This window comes from Conexibacter sp. CPCC 205762 (genome assembly GCF_030646155.1).
Taxonomy (GTDB): Bacteria; Actinomycetota; Thermoleophilia; order Solirubrobacterales; family Solirubrobacteraceae; genus Conexibacter.
Genome location: NZ_JAUTDN010000055.1, coordinates 16,343 through 28,202, shown reverse-complemented (window position 1 = coordinate 28,202; position 11,860 = coordinate 16,343). Strand labels below are relative to the sequence as shown.

12 protein-coding genes are annotated in these 11,860 nt (G+C 74.5%); 5 read left to right on the top strand and 7 right to left on the bottom strand.

The genetic code is table 11. The features are described 5' to 3' along the window. The first annotated feature begins 200 nt into the window (after positions 1–200). Complete coding sequence (locus Q7L73_RS26100; protein ID WP_304694873.1) at positions 201–857, top strand: aminoglycoside phosphotransferase family protein; 657 nt, start codon at positions 201–203, stop codon at positions 855–857. Here the strand turns inward: Q7L73_RS26100 and Q7L73_RS26095 are convergent. The 3 genes from Q7L73_RS26095 to Q7L73_RS26085 all read right to left on the bottom strand — a co-directional run bounded on the left by Q7L73_RS26095 (position 854) and on the right by Q7L73_RS26085 (position 2,816). Next, entirely contained in the window at positions 854–1,435 is a 582-nt protein-coding gene (locus Q7L73_RS26095) for a histidine phosphatase family protein (RefSeq protein ID WP_304694871.1), read from the bottom strand. The two genes, Q7L73_RS26100 and Q7L73_RS26095, sit on opposite strands and share 4 nt — an antisense overlap. Before the next feature lie 10 nt (positions 1,436–1,445). Beyond that, a complete protein-coding gene (locus tag Q7L73_RS26090; RefSeq protein ID WP_304694869.1) occupies positions 1,446–1,871 on the bottom strand; it encodes a VOC family protein in 426 nt (141 codons plus the stop codon). 78 nt (positions 1,872–1,949) lie between these two features. Further along, on the bottom strand, positions 1,950–2,816 hold the full coding sequence (locus tag Q7L73_RS26085) for an AraC family transcriptional regulator (RefSeq protein ID WP_304694867.1): 867 nt from the start codon (positions 2,814–2,816) through the stop codon (positions 1,950–1,952). Positions 2,817–3,051: 235 nt separating this feature from the next. Here Q7L73_RS26085 and Q7L73_RS26080 point away from each other — a divergent pair, with 235 nt between their 5' ends. After that, positions 3,052–3,429, top strand: a complete 378-nt coding sequence (locus tag Q7L73_RS26080) for a hypothetical protein (RefSeq protein WP_304694865.1) — start codon at positions 3,052–3,054, stop codon at positions 3,427–3,429. A gap of 259 nt (positions 3,430–3,688) precedes the next feature. Here Q7L73_RS26080 and zwf read toward each other — a convergent pair whose 3' ends face one another. Continuing rightward, positions 3,689–5,167: a glucose-6-phosphate dehydrogenase gene (gene zwf, locus Q7L73_RS26075; protein ID WP_304694863.1), complete on the bottom strand. Its 1,479-nt coding sequence runs from the start codon at positions 5,165–5,167 to the stop codon at positions 3,689–3,691. A gap of 19 nt (positions 5,168–5,186) precedes the next feature. Then, positions 5,187–6,227: an LLM class flavin-dependent oxidoreductase gene (locus Q7L73_RS26070; protein WP_304694861.1), complete on the bottom strand. Its 1,041-nt coding sequence runs from the start codon at positions 6,225–6,227 to the stop codon at positions 5,187–5,189. 102 nt (positions 6,228–6,329) lie between these two features. On the opposite strand from Q7L73_RS26070, the gene Q7L73_RS26065 reads away from it, so the two are divergent. Continuing rightward, positions 6,330–7,250 (top strand): branched-chain amino acid transaminase, encoded by a 921-nt coding sequence (locus tag Q7L73_RS26065; protein WP_304694860.1) that lies wholly within the window; start codon positions 6,330–6,332, stop codon positions 7,248–7,250. Between the two features lie 40 nt (positions 7,251–7,290). Here Q7L73_RS26065 and Q7L73_RS26060 read toward each other — a convergent pair whose 3' ends face one another. Continuing rightward, complete coding sequence (locus Q7L73_RS26060) at positions 7,291–8,778, bottom strand: PLP-dependent aminotransferase family protein (RefSeq protein ID WP_304694858.1); 1,488 nt, start codon at positions 8,776–8,778, stop codon at positions 7,291–7,293. A 10-nt stretch (positions 8,779–8,788) separates the two neighbouring features. Next, positions 8,789–9,436 (bottom strand): TetR/AcrR family transcriptional regulator, encoded by a 648-nt coding sequence (locus Q7L73_RS26055; protein WP_304694856.1) that lies wholly within the window; start codon positions 9,434–9,436, stop codon positions 8,789–8,791. Positions 9,437–9,558: 122 nt separating this feature from the next. On the opposite strand from Q7L73_RS26055, the gene Q7L73_RS26050 reads away from it, so the two are divergent. Together Q7L73_RS26050 and Q7L73_RS26045 are read left to right on the top strand one after the other, a co-directional pair. Further along, positions 9,559–9,873 carry a multidrug efflux SMR transporter gene (locus Q7L73_RS26050; RefSeq protein WP_304694854.1) on the top strand — a complete coding sequence of 105 codons (315 nt, stop codon included), beginning with the start codon at positions 9,559–9,561 and terminating at the stop codon, positions 9,871–9,873. A 126-nt stretch (positions 9,874–9,999) separates the two neighbouring features. Further along, entirely contained in the window at positions 10,000–11,808 is a 1,809-nt protein-coding gene (locus Q7L73_RS26045) for a bifunctional diguanylate cyclase/phosphodiesterase (protein WP_304694852.1), read from the top strand. The last annotated feature ends 52 nt before the right edge of the window (positions 11,809–11,860 follow it).

Here is an 11,860-nt window from a genome sequence, read left to right as displayed (position 1 = left end):
GTGTGGACGCGGCGGGCGCGGGTGTGGACGCGGCGGGCGCGGGTGTGGACGCGGCGGGCGCGGGTGTGGACGCGGCGGGCGCGGGTGTGGACGCGGCGGGCGCGGGTGTGGACGCGGCGGGCGCGGGTGTGGACGCGGCGGGCGCGGGTGTGGACGCGGCGGGCGCGGGTGTGGACGCGGCGGGCGCGGATGCGGCGGGCGTGGCGCGGACGGAGCGCGAGGGCCCGCCCGTCCCCCGCCTGCTCAGAGCCGACACCGACGCAGGCGCGCTGCTGCTGGAGGCGATCGTGCCGGGGCGGGCGCTGCTGGCCGATCCCGCGCCACCGCTCCCGGAGGCGTGCGGGGCGCTGCTGCGGGCGCTGGCGGCGCCGGCGCCGCCGGACGAGCTGCCGGCGCTCGGCGAGCGGGTCGAGTGGATCTTCGAGCTGTGGCTGGCACGCCGCGCGGCCGAGCCGGGACCGCGCGCGGCCGTTCCCGAAGGGCTGCTGGAGCGCGGGCGCGCGGCGGCGCGCGAGCTGATCGCCGACGGCGCGGCGCCGGTCGCGCTCGTGCACGGCGACCTCCACCCCGGCAACGTGCTCGACGGCGGCCCGGCGCGCGGGCTCGTCGCGATCGACCCGCGCCCGTGCGCCGGCGATCCCGCCTTCGACGCGGTCGACCTCGTCCTCCACGGCGTCGAGCAGGTCGCCGTCGCGCGCGAGCGGATCGCGCTCGTCGCCGCGCACGCGGGCGGCGACGCCGACCGGATCGCCGGCTGGTGCGCGGCGCTCGCCGCGCTCGACGCAGCCGCCCTCGCCGCCCGCGACACGCCACCCGCGCCGGCCGCGCTCGCGACGCTGCGGGCGCTCGCCGCCTAGCTCGCCGCCGTATCGGTCGCGGTGTCGGGCTCCTCGACCGCCGAGCCGTCGATCGGGACGAGCGCGCCGTTGGCGATCGGGTTCGCGTCGGGGCCGGGCTCGCCGCGCCAGCGGGCCAGCGCAAGCCGGGCGGTCACGCCGTGGCAGACGACGAGCGCCGGCTGCGGGCCTCTCGCGACGTCGTCGAGGCAGGCCATCACGCGATCGCCCTGCTGCTGGAACGACTCGCCGCCGGGGAAGGCGAAGCTGGCGTCGCCGTGCGCCCAGGCGTCGAACGCCTGCGGATCCTCGGCGCGCACGTCGGCGAAGGTGCGGTCGGTCCAGTCGCCGGTGTGGGTCTCCATCAGGCGGTCGTCGAAGCGGATCTCCAGCCCGGTCGCGGCGGCGACCGCCTCGGCCGTCTGGCCCGCGCGTCTCAGCGGGCTCGCCCACAGCGCGGCGAAGCCGTGCCGCGCCGCGTTGCGCGCCAGCTCCTGCGCCTGCTGCAGTCCGGTCTCGTCGAGCGGGACGTCGCCCTGTCCCTGGAAGCGCCCCTCGTGGTTGTAGGGCGTGCGGCCGTGCCGTGCGAGATAGATCACCCGCTTGAGGCTAGCGGGGCAGCTCCGGCACGTAGGTGCCGAACGTCCACAGGTTGCCCTCGGGGTCGCGGGCGCTGTAGTCGGCGCCGCCGTACTCCTTCTGCTCGATCTCGATCACGATCTCCGCCCCGGCCGCGCGCGCCCGCTCGCAGTGCGCCTCCAGCCCGCCGTCGAGCGCGACGTAGAACATCGCTCTGCCCGGCGGGTGGGCGATCTGCTTCCAGACCGTCGCGTCGCCGCCGGCCGAGCCGCCCATCAGCAGCTGGCGGCCGAGCGCCAGCTCGCAGTGGTGGACGAAGCCGTCCTCGCCGGCCACCACCATCGCCTGCTCGAAGCCGAACGCCGCGCACAGCCACTCGATCGTTCTCACGCCCTCGCTGAAGCTCATCACCGGCATCAGCGCCGGCGTCGCCACGCGTGTCTTCGTCTCGCCCATCGCCATTCGTCTCCTCGGTCGAAGAATCGCTGCCGACGGTATGCCCGCCCCCGCACCCGCGTCTTGGACAAATGGGAGCTACGCGGCCGAGAAGCCGGCGCCGTCGGGCAGCCGACGCGCGAGGAAGGCGCTCGGCGGATCGCCGGCGAAGGCACGGAAGTCGCGGTTCAGATGCGCCTGGTCGTAGTAGCCGCAGTCGAGCGCGATCTCGCCGAGGCGGCCGCCATCGTCGCGCCCGAGCAGCTCTACGGCGCGGTTGAAGCGCAGGATCCGCGCGAACGTCTTCGGCGGCAGCCCGAGCTGCTCGTGCACCTGCCCGACCAGGTGGCGGCGGCTGCAGCCCAGCTCCTGCGCGAGCGCGCCGACCGTCAGCCGGCCGCCGCTCTGCTCCAGCCGGCGCCACGCCCACGCCAGCGACGGCGCCGGCTCGCGCGCCGCCCGCAGCCGCGCGCCGATCGCCGTGTCGAGCAGCGCGAACCGCTCCGCCCAGCCGGGCGCGAGCGCCAGCCGCTCGACCAGCTCGCGCGCGGCCGGCTCGCCGAGCACGTCCTCGAACGGCACGACCTGGTTGGTCAGCTCGCGCAGCGGCAGGCCGAGCACGCGCCGCGCGCCGAGCGGCGTGAAGTAGATCTCGACGCCGTGGCTGAGCCCGTCGTGCTCGACGACCGCGTACTCGTCGTGGATCCCGGCGACGAACGAGACGCGGCTGCGGCGACGGCCGTGGTCGGGGTCGTGCGGGTCGAGCAGCGTGAACGGCGGCCCGAAGCTGAGGATCACCGGGATCGTCCCGATCGGCATCTGGCGGCGGCGCAGCGGTGCGGGCGTGCGCTCGAACCAGCCGCTGTAGTGGCGGACGATCCCGCGCAGCTCGGGGATCGGGTCGCGGCGGGCGAACTGCCACTGCCCGAGCGCCGATTCGTGGCGTTCCTGCAGGATCGCCGGCATGCGCCCGAGGCTAGCGCCGGATCGCGCCGCGCGCGAGTCGCGAGCGCGCGGAAGGCGTGGGCCGCGACGCGCCGAGGGATGCGCGCCGCGGCCCCGAGCGGGTCGCTCCTCATGCGCCCCGCCTTGCCTCCTGCCCTGCCCAACGCGACGGCGCGTGACACCCGTCCGCACTGGTCCCGGTCCGTACCGGAACACCAATCTAGACAATCTCAGTCGGATTTGAGATATTTACGCCATGGCCACCTTCGCCCCCACCTCAACCGACGCCACCCGCGAGCTGCTGAGCGCCGTCTGGTGCCTGGTCGCGGAGGGCCGCGGCCTGGTCGACGACGTCGCCGGAACGCCGATCCGCGGGATCGAGCACTACGCCGACCTGCTCGACCTCGAGCGCCCGCAGCTGCTCAGCCTGCTGCCGCAGCGCAACGCCCTCCCCGAGACCGACCGCGACGGCGACCTCGAAGCCGACCTGCGCGCCTGGCTCGGACACGAGCCCGCCGGCCTCGACCGCGTCGCCGCGCGCGAGCGCGAGCGCCGCATCAAGGCCGCCGGCCTGATCGCCCAGCACCTCGCCGCCACCCACGGCGGCGCCGCCGCCGTCGCGCAGGCGGCGTAGCGGGGGCCGCATCCGCCGCGGGCCACGCGCCCGCGGCGGCCGCGCTCGCCACTCCGGTCGATCGCTTCACCGCATTCCTGGTTGCGTCCTGCGCGACGTTCGACTACGGTCCTCGGCGTTAGGGAACCCTAACGTTCATCTAACGGTCGTAGCCGAGCTCGCGGGGCGGCGCGACGCTCGCGTCGGGGGAGACGCGGAGCGTCCACCGCGAGGGGAGGCGGGCGCTCGCGCGTGGGGACGCGGGCGCCCGCGCAGACCCTCAGCAGTCGCCGTCGCGCGCGATCTCGGGCAGCCGCCAGCCGCGCTTGCCGGCCAGCTCGATCGCCGCGTCGGGCCCCCACGAGCCGCGTCTGTAGGGCTGCACCGGCGGCGGATTCTTCAGCACCGGATCGCCGACCTCCCACAGCCGCTCGACCTCGTCGGAGCGGGTGAAGAGCGTGTGGTCGCCGCGCATCACGTCGAGCACGAGCCGCTCGTACGCCTCCAGCCCGGTGCCGTCTCTGAAGGCGTCGGCGAAGTTGAGCGTCAGCGGCGCGGCCCCCAGCTCCAACGCCGGCCCCGGCACCTTCGCGCGCACGTCGACGGTTATCTTCGGCGTGTCGGAGAGGTCGAAGACGAGCTCGTTCGGCCGCTGGCAGTGGGCGAAGCCGCCCTGGTCGGGGAACATCCGCAGCGGCGGCTCCTTGAAGCCGATCGTGATCGAGCGGCGCCCCTCGGCCATCGCCTTGCCGGTCCGCAGCAGGAACGGCACGCCCTCCCAGCGCCAGGTGTCGAGCTTGACCTCGATCGCGGCGAAGGTCTCGACCTGCGAGTCGGACGCGACGCCCTCCTCCTCGCGGTAGCCGTCGTACTGGCCGAAGACGACCTTGTCGCGCCGCAGCGGGCGCATCGAGGCGAACACCTTCGCCTTCTCGTCGTGCAGCTGCTTCGGGGTCAGCCTCACCGGCGGCTCCAGCGCGACGAAGCCGAGCAGCTGGAAGAGGTGCGTGACGACCATGTCGCGGAAGGCGCCGGTGCCCTCGTAGAAGTTCGCGCGCCCCTGCACCGTCAGCGTCTCCGGCACGTCGATCTGCACGTGCGAGATGTGGTTGCGGTTCCACGCCGGCTCGAACAGGCCGTTGGCGAAGCGGAAGGCGAGGATGTTCTGCGCCGCCTCCTTGCCGAGGAAGTGGTCGATGCGGAAGATCTGATCCTCGTCGACGACCTCGCGCAGGACGGCGTTCAGCTCGCGCGCGCTCGCCAGGTCGGTCCCGAACGGCTTCTCCATGATCAGCCGCGCGCCGGCGACGAGGCCGGTCGTGCCGAGCATCCGCACCATCGGCTGCATCGCCGACGGCGGCACCGACAGGTACAGCAGGCGGCGTGACTCTCTGCCGATCGACTCCTCCGCGCGGCGGACCGCGTCGGCCAGCTCGCTGCCGTCGTTGGCGCTGGAGGCGACGAACGAGAGCCGCTTGGAGAACTGCTCCCACAGCTCGCTGCGGACGTCGCGGCGGCCGAACTCCTCCAGCGCGTCGTGGACGAGGTCGCGGAAGTCGTCGTCGCTGCCGGGCGAGTTGCGGCCGGAGCCGATGATGCGGAACTCCTGCGGCATCAGGCCGGCGGCGAAGAGATGGAAGAGGCCCGGGAACAGCTTGCGCTTGGCGAGATCGCCGGTCGCCCCGAACATCACGATCACGTGGTCCTGCGGCGGCGGCGTTCTGCGAGCGGCGGGTGCGGGGGCGACAGTCGTGCTCATGGCTGGGAATTCTCCCCTTTCACCGCTGCATGGCAACACCCGGATGGGTGTGATCACCGGTTGTTCTCAGGTCGAAGGCGTCGGCGATCAGCTCATAGGAGCGGCGACGCGCCGCGTGGTCGTGCGTGATCGTGATCACGACCGCCTCCTCGGCGTCGTACTCCGCCAGCGCCTGCTCGATCCCGGCGCGCACTCTCTCGCCCGTGCCGACGATCGTGCGGCGGCCTCTGGGGGCGCCGTCGAGCGGGCTGCCCTGCTGCTCGAGGAAGCGGACGGCGCGCTCGACGGTCGGCACCTCGATCAGCCTCCCCTGCCGCAGCATCGTCATCGCCATCCGCGCCGAGGTCGCCAGCAGGCGTGCCTCCTCGTCGGAGTCGGCGGCGAGCGCCCAGACGCCGACGTTGACCTCCGGCGCCTCGCGGCGGCCGGCCTGGAAGCGCTCGCGGTAGGTCTGCACGATCTCGGCGCCGAGCGGGTTGATGAAGTCGGCGAACGAGTACGGCGCTCCCAGCTCGGCGGCCCACAGCGCCGACTGGACCGAGGAGCCGAGCAGCCAGAAGTCGGGCTTCTGCGGGCGGCCGGGCAGCCATTTCGAGTACCGCGCGAACGGATGGCCGCGGGGAAGGTCGTCGTCGAGGTAGCCGAGCAGCTCGGCGAGCTGGTTGGGGAAGTCGTCGGGGGCTGCCTGACGACGGTCGCGCTGGAGCGCGAGCATCGTGTGGCCGTCGGAGCCGGGGGCGCGGCCGATCCCCATGTCGATCCGGCCCGGCGCGAGGCCGGCCAGCATCGAGAAGTTCTCGGCGACCTTCAGCGGGCTGTAGTGCGGCAGCATCACGCCGCCGCTGCCGACGCGGATCCGCTCGGTCGCCTGCGCGATCGGGCCGATCAGCACCTCGGGGCTCGGGCTCGCGAGCATCGGGCCGCCGTGGTGCTCGGCGACCCAGTAGCGGTGGAAGCCGAGCCGATCGGTGAGGCGCGCGAGGTCGAGCGTGTTCGCCAGCGCCTGCTGCCCGTCGGACCCCTCGACGATCGGCGACTGGTCAAGGACGGAGATGCGCATGCCTGTGATTGTTGCACGTGCATGGATCTTGGTCCGGAGCGCGGTCCAGAACCGCCCCGTTGGACCGGTTGGGCAGGGCCGGCGCGGGCGTACCGTCATCCGATGCAACCGACCGAGCAGATCTGGATGAGCGGTCGCTTCGTGCCCTGGGCCGAGGCGAACGTCCACGTGCTGACCCACGGCCTCCACTACGGGACCGGGGTATTCGACAGCATCCGCGCGTACGCGACGGCATCCGGTCCGGCTCTGGTACACCACCTCGCCCACCACGAGCGGCTGCGCGACTCGGCCGCGCTGTACGGGATGGACCTCGGCTTCACGCCCGCGCAGCTGGTCGAGGCGACGCGCACCCTGATCGCCGGCAACGGACTCGACGAGTGCTACGTCCGCACGATCGCCTTCCGCGGAGCGGGCGCGATGGGCGTCTCGCCGAGAGGGGCGCCGGTCGAGGTCGCGATCGCCGCCTGGGGCTGGGGCGCCTACCTCGGCGACGAGGCGCTGACGCACGGCATCCGCGCGAAGATCTCCTCCTGGCGGCGGATCGGCCACACGACCCACCTGCCGGGGGCGAAGGGCACCGCCCACTACATCAACTCGGTGCTGGCGCGGGTCGAGGCGGAGCAGCTCGGCTTCGACGAGGCGATCCTGCTCGACGACGACGGCCTGCTCGCCGAGGGCTCGGGCGAGAACCTCTTCCTCGTCAAGGACGGCGTCCTGCTGACGCCGCCGCTGGCCAGCGGCGCGCTCGGCGGGATCACGCGCCTGGCCGTGCTGGAGCTGGCCGCCATGCTGGAGATCCCGGTCGTCGAGCGGTCGTTGACGCGCGGCGAGCTGTACCTCGCCGACGAGCTGTTCATGACCGGCACCGCGGCCGAGATCACGCCCGTGCGCGAGGTCGACCTGCGCCCGATCGGCGCCGGCACCCGCGGCCCGCTGACCGAGCGGATCCAGTCGGCCTACCTGGCGGCCGTGCGCGGCGAGGACGCGCGCTTCGCCCACTGGCTCGACGTCCTCGCCGCCTGACCGCGCACGACCTCCGGACGTTCGTGCCCCTGTGAGGGGGTCAAACGTCCGGAGGTGCCTGCGTCAGCTCGTCCCACGCCGCGGCGAGGCGGCGGGCGCCCTCGCTGAGCGCCGGCGGCGGGGCGACGTAGGCGATGCGGACGGCCGCGATCGCCTCGGCGCGCTCGCGTGCGGCGGACGCGTCGTCGTGCGGGCCGGGCGGCGCGACGTGGGCGCTGCCGGCGGCGACGTCGACGCCGTGGCGGGCGGCCGCGGCGGTCAGCGCGTCGCCGTCGACGCCGGCGTCGCGCGGCAGCCGCGCCCACAGCGACCAGCCGCCCTCCGGCACCGCGATCGCCCAGGCGGGCACGCGCCGGTTCAGCTCCGCGCGCAGCTGCTGCATCTGCGCGCGGGCCTGCGCGACGCGGGCGGCGCGCAGCCTGTCGACGTCGCGCAGCAGCTCCAGCGCCGCGAGCTGGCCGAGGATGCCGGAGCCGAGGTCGCGCGCGGCCTTCAGCGCCGTCAGCCGGGCGATCGTCGCACGCGGGCCGACGACCCAGCCGACGCGCAGCCCCGCCCACGCGAGCTTGTCGAGCGAGCCGACCCGCAGCACCCGCTCGGGCGCGAGCGAGCGCAGCGACGGCAGCGGGCCGTCGAAGCGCAGCTTGTCGAGCGCCGCGTCCTCGACGACGAGCAGGTCGTGGCGGGCGGCGAGCTCCAGCAGCGCCGGCCGGCGGCCGCGCGCGATCGAGCCGCCGGTCGGGCTGCGGCAGCCGGGCATCAGGTAGAGCAGCGCGACGACGCGTCTGGCCAGCAGCCGTTCGAGCGCGTCCGGCCGCATGCCGGCGGCGTCACCGGCGACGATCGCGGGTCTGCCGCCGGCCCGCTCGAACAGCTCCAGCGCGCCGGGGTAGGTCGGCGCGTCGACGGCGACCGGCTGGCCGCGGCCGACGAACAGCGCCGCGATCAGGCTCAGCGCCTCGTGCGCGCCGGAGGTGACCAGCACCTCGTCCGGGCTCGCGTCGAGGCCGTCATCGGTGAGGCGGCCGGCGATCGCCGCGCGCAGCGCCGGGATCCCCTGCGGGTCGTAGCCGTGCGGCTGCACGAGCCCGGCCGCGTCCCCCAGCTCGACGCGGACGCCGGCGACGAGCGCGTCGAGCGGCGGCGCCGCGACGGCGAGGTCGACGTGCTGCGCGTCGGGCGCGAGCAGGCGCTGCAACTGCGGCAGCTGCGTGCCCGGCGCGCGGCCGCGCCGGCCGATCGCGCGCACGACCGTGCCGGAGCGCTCGCGCGAGGAGACGAGCCCGCGCTCGCGCAGCTCCGCGTAGGCGTGGACGACGGTCGCGCGGCTGACGCCCAGCTCGACCGCCAGCCGCCGCTCGGCCGGCAGCCGCACCCCGTCGAGCGCCCCGCGCTCGATCACCGCGGCGAGCGCGGCGGCGAGGCGGTCGGCCAGCGACGGCGTCGCCGCGTCGTGCGGCGCGGGCGCGCTTCCGCCGCGCGTTCGCCAGTCGCCCAGCTCGGCGGCGAGACGCGTGACGCCGGACATCGCGGCGCCCTCAGCCGCTCGCCGGGCCGGCTGCCGGCGGGCTCGCTGCGTCGGGGCCGCCGTCGGCGACGCCGCCCGCGAGCGCGGCGAGGGCGGCGTCGAGACGGTCGACGGGGATCCCGCGGCCGTCGCGCAGGTGCGCCAGCAGCTCGGCCGCGAACGGCGCCAGCAGCAGGTCGGCGAGCAGCGGCGCGTCGGCATCGGGCCGCAGCTGCGCGAGCAGGATCGCGACGTGCTGCTGCCAGGCGACGTAGGAGCCGGTCGCGTAGCGGGCCCCCGGTCTCGCGGTCTCGGAGGCCAGCAGCACGTGCCGGTGGCGCTCGCAGTAGGCCGACAGCGCGTGGAAGAAGGCGAGCAGCCGTTCGCGCGGCGGGGCGCCCGGCCCCAGCGGTGGCGGCCCGCTCAGCAGCGCCTGCTGCAGCTCCCGCTCGCGCTCGCCGAGCAGCTCGTCGAGCAGCGTCGCCTTGTCGCCGAAGCGGCGGAAGATCGTCGCCTTGCCGACCCCGGCCGCGGCCGCGACCTCGGCCATCGTGACGTTGCCGACGCCGCGCTCGTCGAACAGCCGCTCGGCGGCTTCGAGGATGCGTCGGCGGTTGCGGGCGGCGTCGGCGCGCTCCGGCGCCGGCGCCCCGACCACCGGCAGCGGCACGGGCTCCATCCCCGGAGTCTAAGCGGACCCCGTTCTCGCATCACCAGCCGAAGACAAGCGGACCAAGGTCTCATATGGTGCTACGCTCGCGGTCCCATAACCGGACCGCAATCTCATTTAGGAGGGATCCGATGAGCTGGCTCTATCTGCTGCTGGCCGGCGGCTTCGAGGTCGCGTGGGCGCAGAGCCTGAAGCCGACCGACGGCTTCACGCGCCCGCTGCCGACGCTCATCTGCGCCGTGCTCGGCGTCACCGGCGTCTGGCTCCTCACGCTCGCGCTGCGCGAGCTGCCGACCGGCACCGGCTACGCCGTCTTCACCGGCATCGGCTGCATCGGCGCCGTCTCGCTCGGCATCCTCGTCCACGGCGACGCCGTCACCGCCTGGCGCCTGCTGGCCGTGACGCTGATCCTCGCCGGCGTCGTCGCCGCACGCGTGAGCGCGTGACAGAACGCAAAACCCCCGCGTTCCTAAGTGTTTTCGCGCCCGATCGAGTGAATTCGGCATGAAAAGGCACAACCACCGGTCAAGCGCCAGCGAAGTGGACCGATGTCTGAGGACGTGTCCACCCTCGTGTTGCTCCTCGCTCTCAGCGGCGCGGCCGCGCTCGCGATCGCGTATCGCCTCCACAAGCGCGCCGTCCGCCGCGCCGAGGCGAATCTGCGGACGATCTTCGACACCGCGCCGATCGGCAACGCGGTGCTCGGCAGCGGCGGGCGGATCGTCGAGGTCAACCACGCGCTCGGGCACATCGTCGGCTTCACCCCCAAGGAGCTGATCGGCCGCACCCTCCCCCAGCTCGTCCACGCCGAGGACGCCGCGCTGCTGACCGACGCCGTCGCCGCGCTGCGCGCCGGCGAGCGCGGCGGGCTCGAGACCGAGCTGCGCGTCGTCCACGCCAGCGGCCAGGCGGTCCCCGTCGCCGTCCACGCCGCCGCGCTGCGCAGCAGCCCCGACGGCGGCACGCGCGTGCTGCTGCAACTGCTCGACATCACCGAGCGCAAGCGCGTCGAGGCGCACCTGCAGCACATGGCCGACCACGACCCGCTGACCGGCCTGCTCAACCGCCGCCGCTTCGAGCAGGAGCTCGACCGGCACGTCGCGCACGCCCAGCGCTACGGCACCGAGGGCGCCGTGATCGTGCTCGACGTCGACCGCTTCAAGCGGGTCAACGACGTCTACGGCCACTCGACCGGCGACCGCGTCATCACGAGCGTCGCGCGCGTCCTGCGCCGCCGCCTGCGCACGACCGACACGCTCGCGCGGCTCGGCGGCGACGAGTTCGCCGTGCTGCTGCCGAAGGCCGACCACAGGGAAGCCGGGATCGTCGCGCGCAGACTGGTCGAGGCGATCCGCGCGCAGGCCGATGTCGCGACCGGCGACCGCGCCGAGGCGGTCACGATCTCCGTCGGCGTGACCGTGCTCGACGAGCACGCCGACCTGACCGCCGAGGGCGTGATGATGGACGCCGACCTCGCGATGTACGACGCCAAGGACGCCGGCGGCGACGGCTTCGCCTTCTTCGCCGCCGACGCCGACGCGCCCCGCACCCGCACGCGCACCACCTGGCGCGACCGGATCGTCGACGCGCTCGCCAACGACCGCTTCGCGCTCGTCGCCCAGCCGGTCTTCGACGCGACCGCCTGCACCGCCGTCCAGTACGAGCTGCTGCTGCGCATGACCGGCCCGCACGGGACGCTGATCCCACCGGCCGCCTTCCTCTCGATCGCCGAGCGCGACGGGCTCGTCGTCGCGATCGACCAGTGGGTCGCGCGGCGCGCGATCGCGCTGCTGTCCGAGCGCGAGCAGGCCGGCAGACCGATCCGCCTCGAGGTCAACATAAGCGGCCGCTCGCTCGCCGACGCGACGCTGCTGGCGCTGATCGCCTCGGAGCTGCGGCGGACCGGCGTCGACCCGCGCAACCTGATCTTCGAGATTCCCGAGACGGCTGCCGTCGCCGACGTGCAGCTCGCGCGCGCCTTCGCACAGCACGTGCAGGGCCTCGGCTGCCAGTTCGCGATCGACGACTTCGGCGCCGGCCTCGGCTCGCTCTACTACCTCAAGCACCTGCCGTTCGACGTGCTCAAGCTCGACGGCGAGCTGGTCGAGCAGTGCACGAAGAGCCCGGCCGACCGGCTGCTGATCGAGTCGGCGGTGAGAGTCGTCCACGGCCTCGGCCGCGTCGCGATCGCCGAGCAGGTCGGCGACGCCGACACGCACGCGCTGCTGCGCGAGCTGGGCGTCGACTTCGTCCAGGGCCACCATCTCGGGATGCCGCTGCCGCTCGGCTCGGCGTTCGACCCGTCGCCGACGCAGCCGCCGACGCTCCCGCCCGCGCTGGCGCTGCCGCCGGCCGTGCGGCTGCTGCAGCGGGCCGCGTGAAGCGCCCGGCGCCGCATTTCTGCTCGCAAGGGCTGAAGGCGGCGCCCTCAGC